This is a genomic window from Paenibacillus sp. Leaf72 (genome assembly GCF_001422685.1).
In the GTDB taxonomy this organism is placed as follows: Bacteria; Bacillota; Bacilli; order Paenibacillales; family Paenibacillaceae; genus Pristimantibacillus.
In genome coordinates, this window is record NZ_LMLV01000033.1 from 326,464 (window position 1) to 347,053 (window position 20,590).

Below are 20,590 nucleotides of genomic sequence, written 5' to 3' on the forward strand. Positions count from 1 at the left end.
CTGTTACGCCTCCTTTCCTGCCGAGGTTCGATATACCTCGACGCCTCGCTCTTCCAGCTTCCGGGCAAATTCCTCCGGCATATCCGAATCGGTAATGCACACGTCAATATCGCTCCAATCAGCGAAGCGCGCGAAGCTGATCTGATTCACCTTGCTGCTGTCGCTGAGTAAAATAATGCGGTCAGCGCGCTTGATCATTTTGCGCTTGATATCTCCTTCGACCACGTTCGGCGTGCTGAGCCCTTCCTCCAAATCCATGCCGTTCGTTGCCATAAACGCCTTGTCAACCTTAATGAAATCCAGGCTGCGCTCGGTAATCGGCCCGACCAGTGACAATACGCCAGGCCGGTAAGCCCCGCCAAGTACGATCACATCGATGCCTGGCGGAAGCTCCAAATCCTGCGGAAGCATGAGCGAATTGGTCACAACCGTCAGCTTCGTAAACGCTGTCAATTGCTGCATTAAATAAAAAGTTGTTGTGCCGGAGTCCAGCAAAATGGTATCTCCGTTGCTAATCCATTGAACCGCTTTAGCTGCAATCGCTTTCTTTTGCTGCGTTGATGTAATCTCTCGCTCCGAAAAGCTCGGTTCAAAGTTAACACTGCGAATGGAGATCGCTCCGCCATGCGTGCGCTTAAGCAGCCCAGCTTCCTCCATCTCCCGCAAATCCCGGCGAATCGTCGACTCCGATACTTGAAACTTTTCACATAGTGCCTGCAGGTCAACACGCTTCTGATCCTCTACTAAAGCTAAAATTAAATTTTTGCGTTCTTCACCAAAAATGTTCCTCACCGCCTAGTTGATCGTTTATGAAATCATTCAACCATTCAAATGAATGATTGTGATCGTTTTATTTATAAACCGATTATATTCAGTCATTTACGTGATGTCAATTGGTTTATTTAACTATTATTTTCACAAACGGTCATACTCAGTCATTCCATGAACATATTCAAGGCAAATGGTCTGCGCATGCCCATGACCATTCACACATTGCTATTTAGAAGGTTAAGCCTATAAAATAGGATAAGACAAGCGTAAACGGCTTTGCCGTCCTCTGGCGGCAAAGCTTCGTTTCGCGATGAAATATAGAGAAAGGATAACGAAATGATATACTTTCCTATATTTCAAGGTGAAGCGGCTATCGCCGTCCTCTGGCGGCACAGCGCGTTTCATTCCGAGAAATATAGAGAATGGATGGATAATCATATCCTTTCCTATATTTCAAAAAAATCAATTATTGTGAGGTGTTTCCTTATGCAGCCAACACTAGAAACAGAACGATTGATTTTGAGAGCGTTTAACTTAGACGACGCAAGCAGAGTCCAGAAACTGGCCGGCAATATTGAAGTAGCAAGTACAACACTGTCTATTCCTTACCCCTATCCTGATGGGGCAGCCGAGGATTGGATTAGCAACAATACAATTAGAGCAAGCAATGGAGAGGGCTTCCCTTTCGCAGTGACCCGCAAAAAAGACGATGCCTTAATCGGCTGCATGAGCTTGAATCTGAGCAAGCCCGATCAGCGAGGCGAGCTATCTTACTGGTCAGGCAAGCCTTATTGGGGGCATGGCTACGCCACAGAAGCGGCAAAGCGTGTCATCCAATTCGGCTTTGAGCAGTTGGAGTTGAATAAAATTATGGCAGCAGCTATGGCCAAAAACCCTTCTTCCTCCAATGTCATGAAAAAAGTTGGCATGAAATATGAAGGCGAATTCAAGCAGCATATTTTCAAATGGGGCGAATTTGAGGACTTGGTCTTTTACGGCTTGACGAGGGCGGATTACGAGGAGCTTAATCGTTGATTTTTGAATAAAAGCAAGTCTGCGATGAAAGCATATCTGAAAAAATAAAAAATCTTTCATGCAACGAAGGAAGAGGAGGGCAGTTGCCCTCCTCTTCTTCTGCTTACGAGCTTATGATTTATGACGACTTTTTAAAATTTCAACCTCTTCTTCCACCTTCGCAATCATGTTCCGATGCGCGTCAAGCCGATCAACGATTACAGATGAAACCACCTCGGTAATGCGAGCTGTCTGTTCAAAGGTCGCTTCAAGCTTTAATTCCATACGTTCCAGCTGCTCATTCACTTTTCTAAAGCCTTCGCGCTGACTATCAGCAAGCGCTTGATGACTTTCAGCAAGCGCCTGATGACTTTCAGCAAGTGCCTGATGACTTTCAGCAAGCGATTGTTGACCACTAACAAGCACCTGGTGACTTTCAGTAAGGGCTTGCTGACCTTCTTCCAACGTTCCTACCCGTTCGTTGATGATCTTAACGACAGAAAGCAATTCCTTCAAAGTTGATTCAATAATGTTGTTTTCCATCAAGTCAAACGACCTTTCGCTTTAATTAAGTTTAGTATGCTGGAAGATTCGGAAGACGTCAAATTGCCACTGCCTCTGCAAATTTGACAAAATAACATTAATGTGTTATCTGATTTAGAAACCATGTAAACCCCACTATAAAAAATAAGAGAAGGGCAGCTGCCCTCCTCATATCTCCACTCTCGTTGTACAGCCATTCAAGCACAAACTGCTCTTTACTTTAACGCTTATACCCGGCTGATAAGGAACTCAAAAGCCAGCTCCTGATCCGCTGGGATCAAATATTCATCATGGACAGGAGCGCCCCAGCTGTCGTCACCGCCGACACCCATTTGTCTGCCTGCTACCGTCACGACTGTATAATGAACGTTTGGAAGCTCATGGTGATGCTGTGCGCTCTCCAGCTCAAATGCAGTATAAGGCGCAATGTTGCATTCTACAGGCTGAGTTGCCGGCGCTGAAATGCGAATGCCTCGTCCGAGATCATTCGTAATGCTTACACGACGGACACCTGTACGATTGCCCGACTCTTGCGGCACAACATAACCGGATACATTATCTGCGGCAACGTTTTGGAATTCGCCAAGACGCGCCCCAAACGCACGGTCAATGTAGTTTTCATCCGGACCCATTGCATACCAGTCCAGATGCTGATAATCAGCAGGCACCTTGAACGAAAGAGCGAAAATCGGCAGCTTCGGCAAGTTCGCCGCTCCCTCATAACGCGATTTCACCTGCACGCTTCCGTCACCCAGCACCGTATAGGCTACTGTTACCAATACATCGGCACTAATGCTAAGGCGATATTGGAACGTTACCGTTGCCGTTCCCTCCTGCTCGGTCAAAACAACGTTAATGCATTTGCGTGTTAAGCTGGCAGCAAACCATATGCCGGAATCAAAGCCAAGTGAAAAACCTTTGTCATTATCCGTCGTTGCCCGCCAGAACAATGGAGCTGGTGGCAGTGCAATCATCTCTTTGCCCGAATAGTTGACCGAGGTCAGCGTGCCCGCCTGCTTGGAGAACATAATGCTGAAATCGCGGCCATGCACACCAATGTTGACATCGCCTTCTACGACGCGCAGTTCTCCTGCCGGAAGCGAAGCTGCTACCTTTTGCTCCACTAAAAATACGAATTGTCCAAACGACAGCTCATGTCCTGCATCCGCCCAAAGCGTGCTTGCTTTCAGCTGCAAGGACGCATGAATAACATATTCGCCTGCTTGCTCTGCCGCTGGAAGAACGACCGGAATATAAGCTTCGCTTTGTGCAGCTACTTGAACTTCGCTTACGCTGCGGAAAATTTCAGCACCCTCTAGATGCAGCTTAATGACCAGCTCATAAGCATCTGTTCCTTCAAACAGATTTTCATTGACGATTTTCACGCCTTCGCGGTCAGGAAGCAGCTTAATGTTCTGATAAAGGAACTTCACTTCCTGCATTTTCGGCGATACTTTGCGATCGGCATAGACGATACCGTTCGTACAGAAATTATAATCGGTCGCACGGTCGTCGAAGTCGCCGCCATAAGCGAGGAATTCCTTGCCGAAGCGGTCTTTTTTCACAATGACCTGATCGATGTAATCCCAAATAAAGCCGCCTTGGTACAACGCATATTTTTGCTCAAGCTCCGTATATTTGTGCATGCCGCCAACCGAGTTGCCCATTGCATGCATGTACTCGCAGCTGATGTACGGCTTTTGCGGATTATCGTTCAAATAAAGCTCGATATCTGCCGGCTTCGCATACATGCGGCTTTCCATGTCGCTCGTGGCGTCATAGTCGCGATTATGGAATACACCTTCATAATGAACGAGGCGGCTAGGGTCAGCGCTGCGGAAATAGTTCGATACGTTCAGCAGCACCTCGCCTGCATAAGCTTCATTGCCGACCGACCAGATTAAGATGGACGGATGGTTTTTGTCCCGCTCGACCATAGAAATCGCCCGATCCATGACGATATCCTGCCATTCCAGCTTATTCGCAGGAACGTTCCACGACGGCTCCACAGCACCCATTTTTTGCCATGAGCCATGCGTTTCCAAATTCATCTCGTCAATGACATACAATCCATACACGTCACACAGCTCATACCATAACGATTGGTTCGGGTAATGGGAGGTGCGAACCGCATTCAAATTGTTTTGCTTCATCGTCTTAATATCCCACAGCATATCGCCTGCCGTAATGGCACGTCCTCTGCGAGGATTAAATTCATGGCGGTTAACGCCTTTGAAAACAATTCGTTTGCCGTTGATATGCATCACTTTGTCGATCATCTCGAATTTGCGGAAGCCTACGCGCTGCGGAACCACTTCAAGAAGTTCGCCTGCCGCATTATAAACTTCTACATACAATTTATATAAATACGGATTTTCCGCATTCCACAGCGACACTGCTCTAGCATCAAGCGACGCCGTCCATACCCCAGCTTCCGTTGCCTCAGCAGCTCCAGCCACAACCGCCTGTCCATCTGCATCCTTTAGGACAAGCTTGATGCTTGCGCTGTCAACTGCACCGCTCAGCTTCAAGTCCACCAATAGCTTGCCTTGCTTATAAGCCGCATCCAGCTCTGTTTTTACAAACAGATCACGAACATGGATTGCTGGAACGGTATACAAATACACATCGCGGAAAATACCAGAAAAACGCCAAAAATCTTGATCCTCGAGCCAGCTTCCCGTGCTGCGCTGATAAACCTCAACGGCCAGCCTGTTTTCACCTTCCAGCAAATAAGGAGTCAAATCAAATTCGGCCGGTGTAAAGCTATCCTCGCTATAGCCAACGAACTTTCCGTTCAGCCAAACATAGAAGGCAGATTCTACGCCTTGGAAGGAAATGTATACGGGCTTGCCAAGCATGTTTTGTGGCACGTTAAAATGCTTCACATAGCTTCCCACCGGATTGTCATTTTCCGAAATAGCCGGCGGGCGAAGCTCATGATGTCCATCCCATGGATACATTGTATTTACATATTGCGGCTTGCCAAAGCCTTGAAGCTGAATATGGCCTGGCACCTCTATTGCGCCCCAGCTGTCGCTATTAAAATTTTGTTCGTAAAAAGCAACCGGACGATCTGCAGGTCTTACGGCATAGTTGAACTTCCAGCTGCCATTCAGGCTGTAGCGCAGCTTCATGCCGCCATCTGCCTCCGCCTCTGCTGCAGTTTCATAATAACGGTGATCGGAATGAGCTGGCACTCGGTTAACAGCAAATACACTTACATCAGTTAGCCAGTCGAGGCTCGGCTTTGTAGTAGTCATAAAATAATTCCTCCATAACGTAGATGATAAGTCAGGCGGCTGCATGCATGGCATGCAGCCGCCTATCCCTTGCTTATTTTACAATCGAAATCATTATTTGACCGAACCGGTCATACCCGCTACAAAATGTCTTTGCATCAGGAAGAACACAAGCGCTGTCGGAATCGTCGAAATCACAATTGCCATCATAATCATGCCGTAATCTGGCGTGTAGCTGGAGCCCAAATTAGAGATCAGCATTGGAATCGTACGCTTGTCTGGCGATTGCAGCACGATAAGCGGCCACAAGTAGTTGTTCCAGCTCGACATAAACGTAATAATTCCCGCTGCCGCATACGTCGTCTTCATCGTCGGCACATAAATGCGGAAGAACAAGGCCAGCTCGTTCAAGCCATCAATACGGCCTGCTTCAAGCAGCTCTTTCGGGAACATTTTAGTGTTTTGACGGAAAAAGAAGATGAGAAACGCTGTCGTCATCGTCGGCAGCACGACGCCCGATAGGGTATCAAGCCCTAAAAACGGAACACTGCTCGATATTCCCGCGAACATTTGATACAGCGGAACCATAATCGCCGCGAACGGAATCATCATCGACAGCAGCAAAATCGTGAAGACGATGTCCTTCGCCTTGCTTTTATAAATTTCAAAGCCGTACCCTGCAAGCGAAGCAATCAGCATCGCCAGCAGCGTCGTCGAGATCGAAATTTTAGCCGAATTCATGAGCGCCGGCACAATGTCAACCGAGCTGAACAAGTTATTAATATTTTCAATAAGCTTGCTGCCTGGAAGCAGTCTGCCCTGCGTTACATCTGAGGAGCTGTTCGTCGCGCTGACGATCATCCACAGAAACGGGAAAATGGAAATGAACGCTGCGACGCTGAGAAAAATATAAACCGATACCCGTTTTAGCTTATCCATTTTTATCACCTGCCGCTTTAAACTGAACAAATGCCAAAATAATAATCATAATTACGATAGAATAAGACACCGTTGCTGCATATCCGAAGTCTGCGGAATATTTGAAGGACAGATTGTAAATGTACTGGGAGATGGACATAGACGCGTTGCCCGGACCACCCTTCGTAATGTTCACAACCTCGTCGAACAGCTGCAGTGTACCGATAGTCGATGTAATGGATGTAAATAAAATAATAGGCTTCAGCAAAGGCATCGTAATGCCGAAAAACTGTCTCGTCGAAGAAGCTCCGTCGATTTTGGCAGCCTCATAAATCGAATGGTCAATATTTTGCAGAGCTGATAAGTAGAAAATCATATTGTAGCCTGTCCAGCGCCATGTAATGGCAATAATAACCGTAATTTTAGCCCAAAATGGATCTGTTATCCATTGAATAGGCGTGCCAATCAGATGCAGCTTGAGCAGCAATTGGTTCACAAGGCCGTCGCCTGCGAATAAGTATTTGAATATAACCGAGTAGGCAACAAGTGAAGTAACCGCCGGCAGGAATATCGCTGTGCGGAAAAAGCCCTTCAGCTTCAGCTTGCTGTCATTGAGCAGTACGGAAATAAACATGGCCAGCACAATCATAACCGGTACTTGAATGATCAGATAAATAAATGTATTCTTTAACGCCACACGGAACGTCTGATCACTGAATAGACGAATGTAGTTGTCAAAACCAACGTAGTGGAGGTTCATCCCTTTGCCGGATTTGAACGAGAGAAGAAGCGCTTGAATCATTGGGTAAAAATAAAAGGATGCGATTAGCACGACGGCAACGATGACGAACAGCCATCCCGTCAAGTTAGCTCGATTACGAATTTTTATGCCAGGCTGCGCTGATTTCACGAAAGCCTAACCCCTTTCTTCACGGAAATAAAATCTCGGGGCAATCGCCGCCCCCGCCCATCCAAGCACGAGCTTTTCTGGCGAGGGCTTGTGATCACCCAAGATTTTATTCATCTGCCGTATGGTCGAATTTATTTAACTTGTGTTTCTGCTTGAGCTTGAGCATCAGCCAATACTTGATCGATTGCTTTGCCGCCCATGAAGTTTTGCATTTCTACAACAAGAATGTCCTCGATTGCATACGTATGCATACCGTAGTTAACTCTTGGAATTTCAGCTGTCCATTTTGCAAAATCAGCTACAACTTTTTGTCCGCCGAAGAAATCGTCAGCTGCTTTGTAAGCTTCGCCGTCAGCTGCTGCTTTCAGTGTGCCGATTGCGCCGATATCTGTAGCAAGCTTCTGGTACAGATCCACATCGGAACCGAATGTTTCTTTCAAAAATTCAGCTGCCGCTTCCTTGCCATCAACGTTCATTACATACCACGAGCTGCCGCCAAGGTTCGAAGCGCGAACGGAATCAGCGTTGTTCGCCAGTTTAGGGAACGGTACAACCGCCCATTTGCCGGACTGCGATGCTTCTGCTTTAACCGAAGCGGTAATCCAGTTGCCCGTTGGAACGCTTGCTACTTCGCCGCTGTTAAACGCGCCTACAAACTGGCTCCAGTCGGAAGTCACTTTTACAATGTCCGCTTCCATCAGTTTCTTGTACGTTTCAAACGCTTCTTTCAAAGCCGGGTTGCCTGCCAGATCCGGCGTTACGCCGTCATCTTTCAAATACCACGAGCCAGCGGATTGAATCATCATACGAATCAGGCCAAGATCGTTAGGATCCTGTGTCAGCAGTTGTTTGCCTGTTTTAGCTTTTACTGCTTTGCCGATTTCGATCAATTGGTTCCAGTCCAGCTCTTGCAGATCAGCTACTTTGTAGCCAGCTTGCTCCAAGTAGTCTGTTCTTACATAAAGACCAGTTACACCGGAGTCGAATGGTACGCCGTATTGTTTGCCATCAAGGCTTGTCGGCCCGATTTTGTAATCGGCAAAGTCTGCCGGTTTGATGTAATCCGTTAGGTCAAAGAAAGCATCCGGGTAAGCTTGCAAGAAGCTTTGCGCACGGTAATCTTCAATCAAAATAATGGTTGGAAGACCTTTTGTTGTGCCCGAGTTAAGACCTGCATTCAGCTTTTGGATAATGTCAGCTTGTGCATTTTCAACAATGTTAAGCTTTACGCCTGCATCAGGGTGCTTAGCGGCATAAGCCTCACCCGCACGCTCCATAGCGCCGATGTTAAACGTTTTGTCCCAAGCCCAAACGGTAAGTTCTTTTGTAGCTTCTCCGCTGCCTGTGTTTGTAGAATCATTTGTTTTAGCTGAACATGCTGTGAGCAGCACGAAGCTGGCCAATAGGATGGCAAGCATTTTTTTCACTGAACCCAACCCCTTTTTTATTGTCTGCGTAACTGAAAGCGTTTGCCGGCTAACGTTATTCATTATAACAATCTGTTTATTGCATTCGATAGCAATATCTTTATAGGGATTTGTCATTCTTTTATTTGATGTACAACAGTTATTTTTTACCAATAGTAATTAATTTGCTTATTGGTAATATATTTAGGCGTCATTTGGAAAGATCAAGGATTTTCTTCTAAGTATTGGATTGAGTGTGTCAATGAGGCTGATTTCCTATTTCTTATTTCTTATTTCCCTGCCACCATCCTTCATATTGAAAATGATTTAATTGAATTTTGTGCTTCAAGGGCTACTATTATACTGACTTCGACAATTTAAGGCTGCTCAATAAAAAAACAGCGGCTCATGCAGGTTTAACCTGACAGCCACTGTTTTAAAATTCCCCATTACTCAAACAACAACGGAAGCTTGATTTTCACGCGTGTCCCTTGGCCCGGATCGCTGACTATCGTCACCCCGTAGCCTTCGCCATAAAGCAGCATTAGACGGTCATGCACATTGCGAATGCCAATACCCGAGAAAAAATGGCTGGCCGAATGCACGCCGCGCTCACGATCTGTCTCAGCTGCTCCTAAATCATCACCCGCTTTACCGAGCCCGCTAATGCCGACGCCATTGTCAACGACCTCACAAATAAGCGATTCGCCCTCACGGGAGATGAGTACATAAATATAACCTTCGCTGCGCTCATGAAAGGCATGGAAAAAGGCATTTTCCATAAATGGCTGGATGACCAGCTTCGGCAAATGCGCCCCCATACAGTCCTTGTCCGCAAAATAATTGACCCGTATCTGCTCGCCATAACGCACATGGTTAATAAATACGTAATTTTTCAGGTTGACGAGCTCCTGCGAAACCGGAATCGTCTCGCTTATGTTGCTCACTGTATTTTGCAGCAAGGAAATCAGTGCGTTTATCGTGTCCGCAGCCTTGTCCTTGTTGCCCTGCTGCACCAAAATTTTAATCGACGCCAGCGTATTATACAGAAAATGAGGATTGATCTGCATTTGCAGGGCAGACAGCTCGGCATTGCGCTGATCCTTTTGCGTCTGAATAAGCCGCTTAATGTAATCGTTCAGCTCATCCAGCATATAGTTGTAGGCATTGCCCAATTGCTTAATTTCGTAGCTTCCGGTTACCGACGTATAATTGTTGAAATCATTTTTCGTCACTCTAGAAATTTGCCGCGCCAGCAGCGTAAGCGACCTCGTTAGCCGCCTTGAAATCACAAAGACGATAATGAGCGCCAGCAGTACGATCGCAAGGGAGATGAGGGCAACCATTTTGAAATCAACCATTTGGCTCATGACCTGCTGCTTATCAATCAAGTTCACCAAATAAAAGTCATAGGTCGGCAAATATTTCGACAGCACGAGGCTGCTTTTTCCCAATGCCGTTGTATCCATAACGTCCAGCTGCTGCTCTTCAATTTTCTTGGCATAGGTCAAAAGCTCTGGTACCGTTGTCCCTACAAGCTGCTCCTGGTTGCTCGAAACGATCATGCCCGCTTTATTAATGATTACAACATCATTACCGATGCTCGTGAAGCTCGTATAAAACTTCCGAAAATCCTTCTCTTTTATGGCAAAATAAAGCTGGCCGTAAGGCTGGCCGCTCGTCCGCTCCAGCAGCGTTTTCGAGGCTACAACAACCGCATTTGAGCTGTCTCCAGCCTTCATGCTTTCCTGATCCAGCTCATATAAAATACGCCGCGGCTCCTGCAAAGCATGCTTCGTAAGCTCGCTGCTGCGAAGCTTTTCAATAGAGCGAGGCCAATAGGTGCTGTCAGACGAATGGCTGCGGCCATTAATGCCCGTTATCGTAATGTTCACCGAATAAGCGGAAACGTTCGATTGAATCCGCTTCATCTGCGTATTGGCTTCATAATATCTTTTCAGCGACTGAGCGGTGCTCTGATCGGGCTCCTTCAGAAACGACTTGAGTGTTCCGCTTTGCTGCACATCATTGGTCGCGGTCACAATGGAATAGCTGAACGACTCGAAATTGGTCTGGACCTGATTAATGATTTTTCCATTCGTAATGCTGAACGTATCCATGAACAGACGCTGCGACATCTGCATCATCACAAGCGTAGTAAGCAGCGACACGGAAATGATGCTGACTAAGGTGACGGTAAACATTTTAATAAACAAGCCGTGATATTTAAATTTTGCTAAAAACGCCTTCATGCATTAGTCCCTTTTCTGGTTGACATATTGTTTGCGGTAATGGCTGGGCGACAAGCCCGTTATTTTTTTAAACACTTTTGTAAAATAGCTGTGATCCGAGTACCCTACCATGCCGCTGATTTCCGAAATGGACGCCGTATCGGCAAGCAGCAGCTCCGCTGCCTTCTCCACCCGGATTTTGTTCAAATATTCGCTAAAGCCCTCATTATTATGCGCACTGAAATACGTAGACAAATACGACGGGTTAAAATGAAAATGCTTCGCCAGCTCCGTCAGGCTAAGCGGCTCAGCATAATGCTCGCCAATATAGGCAAGCAGCATCGCCATATTCGGATTGCCAGCTCCTTGCTTTCGAGTTGCCAGCACAGCCTCCGCATCGCTCACGAATGCTTCCATTAAAACAATCGCTTCGCTTATATGCGCTGCATCGCCAATTTCCTTGAAGTAGCGGTATTTCGCCTCCTCTAGGTGCGATGCATCCACCTCCAGACGGCCCAATACAATCGTCATATTAAAAATAACATTGCTAAGGAACGATTTAAACTCAAATACATCCTTCTTATAAAAATGCGAAGCGCCCTGCACATAGGCGAGCAGTTCGCTAAAAGCGCTCTCAAACTGCTGCTTGCTCAGCTGCTCGGAAAAACGCGGCAAATCAAACTTATCCTCTACAGGCGGCATATAGGGCAGTTCCCCTGCAATAAGCAAACGATCCGGGTCCGCTAGAAAAAAGCGGTAATCGCTCATTTTGAGAAAATGAAGCTTGAAATGATCCCCCACCTCGGTATAATTGCTGAACGGCTCGCCCAGCGTCCATCTCGCCTCAAGCTTCTGCTCGCTTGTCCACTCGTCAAGCCTGCGTGCGGCGGCAGCAAGCTGCGGGCTCTCCAGCTCGTTCATATTAATGAGCAGCACGACGCGTCCCGCCTCCGACCTAAGCGGAAAATAGACCGACTGCTCCAGCGAAACGACAAGCTCCGCCTGCATTCTTTTTTTCAGCAGCTCGGCTGTGGCGAGCACCGCATTTTTGTCTCCAGACGGCTTGCACTCTGCACCTAGCATTCGAAAGCTATCGTAAGGAAAAGTTGCATCTTCCTCATCAAGCTCTACGCCAAACCCATCCATCAGCATATCCAGCAGCACCTGGACCGTTGTATTTTTATCCGTGGGGGCAAGCTCCAGCTTCAATGAAGGAATTCGCTGCGCAGTGCGCTTCAAAACCTCAAGCAGATGGGTCGCCTCCAGCTTAGGCTTCAATATATAATCGGCAACGCCGCTTTGAAAGGTTGATCTGACATAATCGAATTCCCCAAAGCTGCTGAGCACAATGACTTCGATTTCCGGAAATCTCGCTTTAACGATCCGGGTCAGCTCCGCGCCATCCATGACAGGCATGACGATATCCGTTATGACGATATGCGGCTCCAGCTGCTGAATCAGCTCCAAAGCTTCCGTTCCGCTCGCAGCCTCGCCGACAATTTGAAAGCCTTCCTTTTCCCAATTCAATAAATGCTTGATGCCTTGCCTGACTAATAGTTCATCATCTACAATGAGCACGCGGCAAAAAGGCGCCATTACGATCCCTCCATTATCATCTTGCTATTCCCTTTGAAGTGTCTGGGGCTTATTCATAATAGGTGCGAATTCTTATATCCTGATTGTAATTGCCAAACCCCTTGCCGTACAAGGTTAATCCTCCCCTGCCCGGCACACTTTCCTCCGCGCTGATGCGCAGCGTCAAAAACGGGCTTTCCCAATCCAGATCATGAATGGTCAGCTCTGATATTTGCAAGCCATCAATGAAGGTGCCGTTCTCATTCAGGCGCAGCACCTTCAATAAGCCATATTGATTCACGTCGCCCCGCCACCAGTCTGGAGACAGCCTCCCGCGCACACGTCCAAAATCGCCTGGACTCGTCCACTCGCCTACATACAAGCCATTGATGAAAAAACGGATATCCGACGGCCAATTTTCATTAATTTGCGGCGCTTCCGAACCAATTTCCAATGATATTTCCAATTCCTGAACCCGTTGATCAACAAAAAGATGATTGGGCACCTTATACTCGACATACCCTCTGGCAAACCATAAAATGCCGGCATTCATTCGCTCAGGGTCCAAAAAATATTTCGGGTTATCATATTGCCCGATCAGCTTTTCCGTAGTTGCAATGCCGCAGGTCGGAAAGGCGGCTACATCGGTATAATGGCCGACTGGGAGCATCGTTTCAATGTTTTTCCGCTTCTGATCGTTTGGCCTCGACAGCCTGATTTGCAAATATTCCGCTGACAGCGAGCAATATTTATAGGTGCCGCCGCCTACCCGTTTCATTTTGCTGGTCACAATGCCAGCCTGCTGAAGCTTGTTCACATGGGTGCTGACAATTGCGCTGCTCAAAAAAAGCTCGGCTGCCAGCTCCTTAATATGCCGCTCCCGCTCGTCCAGCAAATCGATAATTTGCAGGCGAACCTCGCTTGCCAGCGCCTCATATACCCGAAGCGATTCCGCATTCGTCGTTAAGTACATTCTGTCACATCCTATTTACAGGATTATCAATTTAGCTAATCCTTCATTATTACGGACCTTATTTATTGCTTGTATTTATTCATTATGTTAAAAATATAAGGAGATAGCAAGTATATGAATTCAGTTTTTGGCTAATTCATTAAACAGGAGGTTTTACCAATATGTCTTTGAAATCAACGATGCTTATTGATAAACATTTTAAAATTGCCGAGGTTGACCCGCGTCTATATGGATCATTCATCGAGCATCTGGGACGTGCCGTATACGGCGGCATTTATGAGCCAGGGCATCCGACTGCCGATGAAAATGGCTTCCGCCGCGATGCGCTCGAAGCGATTCAAGCGCTGAACGTTCCTATTATACGCTATCCGGGCGGAAATTTCGTCTCTGGCTACAATTGGGAAGATGGCGTTGGCCCGAAAGAAGAGCGCAAGCGTCTGCTTGAGCTGGCTTGGTGGACGACCGAAACGAATGAGGTCGGCACTAACGAATTCGCCGATTGGGCGAAGCTCGTAGGCTCCGAAGTCATGATGGCAGTCAATCTCGGCACACGCGGCGTCGATGCGGCCCGCAATCTCGTCGAATATTGCAATCATCCATCCGGCTCCTATTATAGCGATCTGCGTATTTCTCATGGCTACAAAGAACCGCATAAGTTCAAAACGTGGTGCCTCGGCAATGAAATGGACGGCCCTTGGCAGATCGGTGCCAAAACAGCAGTCGAATACGGAAGGCTTGCGAATGAAACAGCTAAAGTCATGCGCTGGGTTGATCCATCGATCGAGCTTGTTGCCTGCGGCAGCTCGTCGAGCGGCATGAGCACATTTGCCGATTGGGAAGCGACTGTACTGGATTTGACCTATGATCAGGTCGATTACCTGTCGCTGCATACGTATTACAACAACAATGAAAACAACTCGGAAAACTTCCTTGCGAAATCGCTCGATATGGATCAATTCATTTACAGCGTAACCGCGATTGCAGATTACATGAAAGCGAAGAAGCGCAGCAAGAAGAAGCTCATGCTGTCGCTCGATGAGTGGAATGTATGGAACTCCATCGGCACAAGCCGTGCAGAGGAGCGCTGGCATATTGCACCGCCGGAATTTGAAGATGTATATACGCTTGAGGATGCGCTTGCTGTCGGCTGCTTCGTCATTACGCTGCTTAAGCATGCAGACCGGGTGAAAATTGCCTGCCTGGCCCAGCTCATTAACGTTATCGCTCCGATTATGACGGAAAATGGCGGTCCGCTTTGGCTGCAAACGACGTATTTCCCTTACAAGCACGCTTCGCTGTATGGAAGAGGCACCGTGCTTCAACCCATTACTTCATCGCCTAAATACGATTCGAAGGATTTCACTGATGTGCCTTATTTGGAAGCGATCAGCGTTCACAATGAAGAACAAGGCGAAATTACAATTTTCGCTGTCAACCGTCATTTGAAGGAATCGCTTGATTTGGATGTTGATGTTCGCAGCTTCGGCGCGGTCAGCCTAATTGAGCATGTCGTGCTGGAAAATGACGATATTAAGGCTTGTAATACGAAAGCTCGCCCTAATCAAGTTCTGCCGCATAACAATGGCACAGCCAAAGTCGATGGCGGTCAAGTTAGCGCCGTACTGGGCAAAGCTTCATGGAATATGATCCGCCTGAAAGTTACTACAAACTAATTCGCTGCTAGCCAGCCGAACCAAAAAACCTCCGAAATTCGCCTGTTTAAGGGATTTCGGAGGTTTTTTATTGAAGCAAAGCAGCGGATTTGCTAAGCAAGGATTGCTTCATGACGGCTCGTTTCATTTGCTGCTTTTGCACAAGGTATGGCTGCTCGAAAAACGACCCATCCTGAAACAATTGTTTAAAAGCCTGCATCACTGCCTGAGCCGCCAGCGCTTCATCCTCCAGCACATAGCAGGCGACCTGATAACCATAAACCTCATATTGCTTGAGCACAGCGGCTTTATGCTGCAGTTCCTGCTGCTTTGTCAAAGCTCTGTTCATGGCGTCAAGTCACCTCCCTGCTCCTGGCGAATGTTCCTTATAATGATAGACCTATATTAAGAGGGGAAACAGCAGTATGTATGTTTGCCATATATGTCTAACTCAACTATACAAGAGGATGCTTGCCTGCAATAGTACCATGTTTTTATAGTACCCTCCGTATAGCACCTCCTGCTGGGCGCCCTTGTATGGGCAGGAAACAGCGGCATTGCTATTTGCAGCGAAAGCGGGCTATAATGTTGAGAAAAAGAATTCCATTATATGATTTAGTGGACAGAGGATACTTTCATGATTGAAATTCGTACTTCCCAGCTCAGCAATGGCGAGCTGAACCGCGGCGTATTCGCCACCCAGGACATCGCCGAGGGCGCGCTTATTCACGAAGCACCGGTTATTCCTTACGACAACGAGGAGCATGTCCATATTGAGAAAACGATTATTGGCGACTATGCCTTTGAATATGGCGCGAATCATTCCGCTCTTTTGCTTGGCTATGGCATGCTGTTTAATCACTCCTATACGCCGAACACGTTCTATGAGCTTAATTTTGACAATTTGACGGTAGACTTTTTTGCCTTTTCCGATATTAAGGCAGGAGAAGAACTGCTCATTAACTATAATGGTGAAGTCGATTGCGAGGATCCTCTATGGTTTAATGAGGAGCAGGACACGAATAAAGCAGATTAGCTGAACGATGAATAGAAGAATTGAAGCCCTAAAGATAGGCACTATGGAATTAGTGCTCGCCTTTCGGGCTTTTTATGCTGCAATCGCTAAGGTCACATAGCCATTTAAAGAAAAAAAGAAGCAGCTCATCAGCCGAGCAATCGGCTGACAGGCTGCTTCTTTTCTATGCTCGCTGCTTCTAGTATTTGCGAGGCGGCATGGACACCGCCCTCCTGCACGAGGCGGTATGCCCGCGCGATCTCCTGCTCCGTCGGGCTCGGAACGCCCTCCAGCGGATATTCCCGTCCGAGCTGCTGCCACTTGTAGACGCCCATTCGGTGGTAGGGCAAAATCTCAAACTTCTCAACCGATTGAAGCCCGCTAATATAAGCGCCAAGCGCGCGCAAATCGTCGCCGCCATCGGTCACCTGCGGAATGAGCACATGCCGAATCCATACCGGCTGCTTCCACGAGCTCAAAGCAGCTGCGAAACGCAAAATCCGCTCATTTGGACGGCTGGTCAACTGCTCGTGCTTGGCGGAATCAATCATTTTCAAATCCAACAGCACCAAATCGGTAACCGCCATAAGCGGCTCGGCGTGATGCGGTTCGCAAAACCCGGAGGAATCAAGCGCCGTATGCAGTCCCCAGCGCTGCTTGCACGCTTTGAACAGCTCGGTTACGAATGGCGCTTGCAGCGTCGGCTCTCCGCCCGTAACCGTAATGCCGCCGCCGGAGCGGCGATAATACGGCACATAAGGCTCTATTTCCCGCAAAATATCGTCGACCTTCACCTGTTTACCCGCTCCTGTATCCCAAGTATCCGGGTTGTGGCAAAACTGGCATTGCAGCGCGCAGCCCTGCATAAAAAGCACGAAGCGGATGCCCGGTCCATCGACGGTTCCAAACGTATCAAAGGAATGGATTCTGCCTAGCATGCTTAGGGCCTCCTTTCTATACTGCGCCGTGGAACGTACGGTTTATAACATCGAGCTGCTGCTCGCGGGTCAGCTTAATAAAGTTGACGGCATAGCCCGATACGCGAATCGTCAGCTGCGGATAATTTTCCGGATGCTCCATCGCATCAAGCAGCTGCTCCCGTTCAAACACATTAACGTTCAAATGATGGCCGGAGCTGTCCGCATAACCGTCGAGCAGCGACACCAGATTGTTAATGCGTGTCTGCGGCTCCTTGCCGAGCGCCTTCGGAATGATCGAGAACGTATTGGAAATGCCGTCGAGACAATCCTCGTACGGAATTTTGGCAACGGATGCAAGCGAAGCAAGCGCCCCCTTGCGGTCTCTGCCATGCATCGGATTAGCGCCCGGGGCAAAAGGCTCTCCAGCTTTTCTGCCATCCGGCGTGCTGCCCGTTTTCTTTCCATACACGACGTTCGATGTAATCGTCAGCACCGACATCGTTGGCAATGCGCCGCGGTAAGTGCGATGCTTGCGCAGCTTATTCATAAACGTTTCGGTCAGCTGCACGGCGATCCGGTCTACCCGCTCGTCATTGTTGCCGTACATCGGATATTCGCCCTGAATGTCAAAATCGACAACGATGCCATTTTCATTGCGAATCGGTATAACAACCGCATGCTTGATTGCGCTCAAGCTGTCCGCCACAACAGACAAGCCCGCAATGCCGCATGCCATTGTACGCAAAATTTCGCGGTCATGCAGCGCCATTTCCAGCCGCTCATACGCATATTTGTCATGCATGTAATGGATAATGTTCAGCGTGTTCATGTAGAGACCAGCCAGCCATTCCAGCATGGCGTCGTATTTGCCCATTACCTCTTTATAATCGAGGCGCAAATCGCTCGTGATTGGAGCAAATGCCGGCCCAACCTGCGCACCAGAAACCTCATCCACGCCGCCATTGATAGCATAGAGCAGCGCCTTTGCCAAATTCGCCCGCGCTCCGAAAAATTGCATCTGCTTGCCGATTCGCATCGCAGAGACGCAGCAGGCAATGCCATAATCATCGCCGAACTGCGGGCGCATAATGTCATCATTTTCATATTGAATCGAGCTCGTTTCTATCGACACCTTGGCGCAATATTTTTTGAACGCTTCCGGCAGGCTTGCTGACCACAGTACGGTCAAATTCGGCTCCGGTGCCGGCCCTAAATTATATAGGGTATGAAGAATACGGAAGGAGCTGCGCGTCACCCTAGTCTGGCCATTGACCGCCATGCCGCCAATCGACTCTGTCACCCAGGTAGGGTCACCGCTGAACAGCTCATTATAGTCTGGCGTCCGCAAAAACTTCACGATCCGCAGCTTCATGACAAAATGATCCATCAGCTCCTGTGCCTGCTCCTCCGTCAGCCTTCCTTCCAGCCGATCGCGCTCGATATAAATATCGAGAAAGCTGGAGACGCGCCCAAGGCTCATCGCCGCGCCATTCTGCTCCTTAATCGCCCCCAGATAAGCAAAGTACAGCCATTGGAACGCTTCCTTCGCCGTAGCTGCCGGACGGGAGATGTTGCAGCCGTAGGCAAGGCTCATCTGCTTAAGCTCCTGCAGCGAGCGGATTTGCTCGGAAATTTCCTCCCGGTCGCGAATCGTATCCTCCGTCATCGTGCCTGTTTCCAGCAGCAGCAGCTCCTGCTTCTTCCCGGCGATGAGACGATCGGCCCCATATAAGGCTACCCGGCGGTAATCGCCAATGATTCTGCCGCGTCCGTAAGCATCCGGCAGCCCTGTAATAATGCCCGCTTTGCGCGCTGCCCGCATCTCTGATGTATAGGCGTCGAATACGCCTTGGTTATGGGTTTTGCGAACCTCGGTAAACATTTTGACCATTTCGCCAGGAAGCTCGAAGCCGTAGGCCTCGCAAGCATCTACGACCATTTTGATGCCGCCGAATGGCTGAATGGAACGCTTCAATGGCGCGTCGGTTTGCAGCCCGACAATCTGCTCCTTCTTCTGGTCAATGTAGCCGGGCGCATGGGCGGTAATGCTGGAAACCGTATGCAGGTCAATATCCAGCACACCGCCGTTCGCCCGCTCCTGCTTGACGAGCTGCTGGATTTTTTGCCAAAGCTCGCCAGTAGCCTCGGTGGCTCCCGCCAAAAATTCCTCATTGCCAGTATAAGGCTGAATGTTATGATCCAGAAAATCCTTTACATCAATGCGTTCCTGCCACTTGCCTGCTGCAAAGCCCCGCCAAGCGCCCGCAGATTCTGCCACTTTAATGCGATCGGTTTGATTGACAGCCATCTTCTTCGCCTCCCATATCCTTTATAGCTTCAGTATAAAACCGGGTTCTTTTTTAAAATGTGAATATTATCACAATCTATAAAATAAATAATGATTTTCCAGCCGGATATGCTCCAGCAGCTTCGCTTCCAGCTGCTTCAGCCTCGTGTACGTATAAGCGAAAGCCTCGCACGCATCATCCGGCAGCACATAATGCGCCGAAGCCAGCCTAAGATGCAGCAGCATATTGCCGATACGCCTATGGTCGCCTTCAAGCTTCTCGACCATTTGCTTCGCCTGCCTGAACGCGGTAGCGGAATGGCGCCGCTCATATTTCAGAATGAGCGGGAAAAAGCATTCCTCCTCGTCGATCAAATGCTGCTCCAGCAAAACCTTTAAAGCATGAAAGCGCTGCTGCAGCTCAATCAGCTGGCGGTGCTCGCTGCCATGAACGCTCGTAATAAGCGTGGTCAGTTCATGCAGCAGCGGCAGCTCGGCTCTGAGAAACAGATGATAGCCGAACATGAGCTGGCGCACCATCCCGGCAATGGACTGCTTGCTCCAATCTGCCGGTTTCAGCTTCTCCGGCTGAATGCCGACGTCCTGCCTCTCCTTCTGCTCCAAAAGCGCATGCAATAGATGGTTGCCGCTGCAGCAAGCACATTCGCCAAAACCCTTCTTGCCTTGACCGCCTTCCTTGTTAACCGTTGCCGTATTCAATAGATAAACCTCCTTTATTCGCTTATAATACGAGCTTCTATCGTTCCAGTGCCAGCTGGCCCGCTTGCTCCAGCGTTAGCCCCAGTTGTACATCCTCGCCTTCTATCTTCAAAGGATAAGTTGGCACCATGCCAGTATCAGGCGCCTGCACCTGCCCGGTATCCAGTGCGATCTTCCAATCGTATAGCGGGTCCAGTACAAAATGTCCCGATACCATGCCTTCCGCGAGTGGGCCTCCCCTGCGATGAGGACTGCGATTGTCCAGGGCATACAAGGTGCCGTCCGTTGTACGAAACACAACAATTTCCTTCTCGTTCAAGCGGATGACCCGCCCCATCCGTTCGCGAAAATCTTCAAGCGTGCCGATTTTAATATAGGTCAAATCGTTGTTTACCTGTGCAGTCATTTGGCTG

The 20,590-nt window shown here is 48.4% G+C and carries 17 protein-coding genes; 3 read left to right on the forward strand and 14 right to left on the reverse strand.

From position 1 onward, the window contains the following. Positions 1 to 3 precede the first annotated feature (3 nt). Positions 4 to 792 (reverse strand): DeoR/GlpR family DNA-binding transcription regulator, encoded by a 789-nt coding sequence (locus ASF12_RS28760; RefSeq protein WP_235533312.1) that lies wholly within the window; start codon positions 790 to 792, stop codon positions 4 to 6. Positions 793 to 1,257: 465 nt separating this feature from the next. Here ASF12_RS28760 and ASF12_RS28765 point away from each other — a divergent pair, with 465 nt between their 5' ends. After that, positions 1,258 to 1,806: a GNAT family N-acetyltransferase gene (locus tag ASF12_RS28765; RefSeq protein WP_056041996.1), complete on the forward strand. Its 549-nt coding sequence runs from the start codon at positions 1,258 to 1,260 to the stop codon at positions 1,804 to 1,806. A gap of 111 nt (positions 1,807 to 1,917) precedes the next feature. Here ASF12_RS28765 and ASF12_RS28770 read toward each other — a convergent pair whose 3' ends face one another. The 8 genes from ASF12_RS28770 to ASF12_RS28805 form a co-directional block, all read right to left on the reverse strand. Next, positions 1,918 to 2,328 (reverse strand): hypothetical protein, encoded by a 411-nt coding sequence (locus tag ASF12_RS28770; RefSeq protein ID WP_056041998.1) that lies wholly within the window; start codon positions 2,326 to 2,328, stop codon positions 1,918 to 1,920. A 227-nt stretch (positions 2,329 to 2,555) separates the two neighbouring features. Continuing rightward, positions 2,556 to 5,591: a glycoside hydrolase family 2 TIM barrel-domain containing protein gene (locus tag ASF12_RS28775; protein ID WP_056042000.1), complete on the reverse strand. Its 3,036-nt coding sequence runs from the start codon at positions 5,589 to 5,591 to the stop codon at positions 2,556 to 2,558. Between the two features lie 93 nt (positions 5,592 to 5,684). After that, positions 5,685 to 6,509 carry a carbohydrate ABC transporter permease gene (locus tag ASF12_RS28780; RefSeq protein ID WP_046233755.1) on the reverse strand — a complete coding sequence of 275 codons (825 nt, stop codon included), beginning with the start codon at positions 6,507 to 6,509 and terminating at the stop codon, positions 5,685 to 5,687. Next, positions 6,502 to 7,398 carry a carbohydrate ABC transporter permease gene (locus ASF12_RS28785; RefSeq protein ID WP_046233756.1) on the reverse strand — a complete coding sequence of 299 codons (897 nt, stop codon included), beginning with the start codon at positions 7,396 to 7,398 and terminating at the stop codon, positions 6,502 to 6,504. The genes ASF12_RS28780 and ASF12_RS28785 overlap by 8 nt, the downstream gene beginning before the upstream one ends. Positions 7,399 to 7,529: 131 nt before the next feature. Continuing rightward, positions 7,530 to 8,825 (reverse strand): ABC transporter substrate-binding protein, encoded by a 1,296-nt coding sequence (locus ASF12_RS28790; RefSeq protein ID WP_056042002.1) that lies wholly within the window; start codon positions 8,823 to 8,825, stop codon positions 7,530 to 7,532. A 428-nt stretch (positions 8,826 to 9,253) separates the two neighbouring features. Continuing rightward, positions 9,254 to 11,056 (reverse strand): sensor histidine kinase, encoded by a 1,803-nt coding sequence (locus ASF12_RS28795; RefSeq protein WP_056042004.1) that lies wholly within the window; start codon positions 11,054 to 11,056, stop codon positions 9,254 to 9,256. Positions 11,057 to 11,059: 3 nt separating this feature from the next. After that, positions 11,060 to 12,631 (reverse strand): response regulator transcription factor, encoded by a 1,572-nt coding sequence (locus ASF12_RS28800; RefSeq protein ID WP_056042006.1) that lies wholly within the window; start codon positions 12,629 to 12,631, stop codon positions 11,060 to 11,062. Positions 12,632 to 12,680: 49 nt separating this feature from the next. Further along, entirely contained in the window at positions 12,681 to 13,583 is a 903-nt protein-coding gene (locus tag ASF12_RS28805) for an ArsR/SmtB family transcription factor (protein ID WP_056042007.1), read from the reverse strand. Positions 13,584 to 13,744: 161 nt separating this feature from the next. Between ASF12_RS28805 and arfA the strand changes: the two genes are divergently transcribed. After that, the gene (arfA, locus tag ASF12_RS28810; protein ID WP_056042008.1) at positions 13,745 to 15,256 is read left to right on the forward strand and encodes an arabinosylfuranosidase ArfA; all 1,512 of its coding nucleotides are present in this window, start codon (positions 13,745 to 13,747) and stop codon (positions 15,254 to 15,256) included. A gap of 67 nt (positions 15,257 to 15,323) precedes the next feature. Here the strand turns inward: arfA and ASF12_RS28815 are convergent, their stop codons facing one another. Beyond that, positions 15,324 to 15,584, reverse strand: coding sequence for a hypothetical protein (locus tag ASF12_RS28815; RefSeq protein ID WP_056042010.1), 261 nt, complete (start codon positions 15,582 to 15,584; stop codon positions 15,324 to 15,326). A 288-nt stretch (positions 15,585 to 15,872) separates the two neighbouring features. Here ASF12_RS28815 and ASF12_RS28820 point away from each other — a divergent pair, with 288 nt between their 5' ends. Continuing rightward, positions 15,873 to 16,271, forward strand: a complete 399-nt coding sequence (locus tag ASF12_RS28820; RefSeq protein WP_056042012.1) for an SET domain-containing protein — start codon at positions 15,873 to 15,875, stop codon at positions 16,269 to 16,271. A 128-nt stretch (positions 16,272 to 16,399) separates the two neighbouring features. Here ASF12_RS28820 and pflA read toward each other — a convergent pair whose 3' ends face one another. The 4 genes from pflA to nirD form a co-directional block, all read right to left on the reverse strand. Continuing rightward, on the reverse strand, positions 16,400 to 17,188 hold the full coding sequence (pflA, locus tag ASF12_RS28825) for a pyruvate formate-lyase-activating protein (protein WP_056042014.1): 789 nt from the start codon (positions 17,186 to 17,188) through the stop codon (positions 16,400 to 16,402). A 16-nt stretch (positions 17,189 to 17,204) separates the two neighbouring features. Further along, positions 17,205 to 19,478 (reverse strand): formate C-acetyltransferase, encoded by a 2,274-nt coding sequence (pflB, locus tag ASF12_RS28830; protein ID WP_056042016.1) that lies wholly within the window; start codon positions 19,476 to 19,478, stop codon positions 17,205 to 17,207. 69 nt (positions 19,479 to 19,547) lie between these two features. Beyond that, the gene (locus ASF12_RS28835; protein WP_056042018.1) at positions 19,548 to 20,177 is read right to left on the reverse strand and encodes a hemerythrin domain-containing protein; all 630 of its coding nucleotides are present in this window, start codon (positions 20,175 to 20,177) and stop codon (positions 19,548 to 19,550) included. Positions 20,178 to 20,214: 37 nt separating this feature from the next. Then, positions 20,215 to 20,583 carry a nitrite reductase small subunit NirD gene (gene nirD / locus ASF12_RS28840; protein ID WP_056042020.1) on the reverse strand — a complete coding sequence of 123 codons (369 nt, stop codon included), beginning with the start codon at positions 20,581 to 20,583 and terminating at the stop codon, positions 20,215 to 20,217. Between the last annotated feature and the right edge of the window lie 7 nt (positions 20,584 to 20,590).

Coding starts and splice junctions, on each gene's coding strand:
- ASF12_RS28765 (WP_056041996.1), top strand. CDS start 1,258: ATGCAGCCAACACTAGAAACAGAACGATTGATTTTGAGAGCGTTTAAC.
- ASF12_RS28770 (WP_056041998.1), bottom strand. CDS start 2,328: ATGGAAAACAACATTATTGAATCAACTTTGAAGGAATTGCTTTCTGTC.
- ASF12_RS28775 (WP_056042000.1), bottom strand. CDS start 5,591: ATGACTACTACAAAGCCGAGCCTCGACTGGCTAACTGATGTAAGTGTA.
- ASF12_RS28780 (WP_046233755.1), bottom strand. CDS start 6,509: ATGGATAAGCTAAAACGGGTATCGGTTTATATTTTTCTCAGCGTCGCA.
- ASF12_RS28795 (WP_056042004.1), bottom strand. CDS start 11,056: ATGAAGGCGTTTTTAGCAAAATTTAAATATCACGGCTTGTTTATTAAA.
- ASF12_RS28800 (WP_056042006.1), bottom strand. CDS start 12,631: ATGGCGCCTTTTTGCCGCGTGCTCATTGTAGATGATGAACTATTAGTC.
- ASF12_RS28805 (WP_056042007.1), bottom strand. CDS start 13,583: ATGTACTTAACGACGAATGCGGAATCGCTTCGGGTATATGAGGCGCTG.
- arfA (WP_056042008.1), top strand. CDS start 13,745: ATGTCTTTGAAATCAACGATGCTTATTGATAAACATTTTAAAATTGCC.
- ASF12_RS28815 (WP_056042010.1), bottom strand. CDS start 15,584: ATGAACAGAGCTTTGACAAAGCAGCAGGAACTGCAGCATAAAGCCGCT.
- ASF12_RS28820 (WP_056042012.1), top strand. CDS start 15,873: ATGATTGAAATTCGTACTTCCCAGCTCAGCAATGGCGAGCTGAACCGC.
- pflA (WP_056042014.1), bottom strand. CDS start 17,188: ATGCTAGGCAGAATCCATTCCTTTGATACGTTTGGAACCGTCGATGGA.
- pflB (WP_056042016.1), bottom strand. CDS start 19,478: ATGGCTGTCAATCAAACCGATCGCATTAAAGTGGCAGAATCTGCGGGC.
- nirD (WP_056042020.1), bottom strand. CDS start 20,583: ATGACTGCACAGGTAAACAACGATTTGACCTATATTAAAATCGGCACG.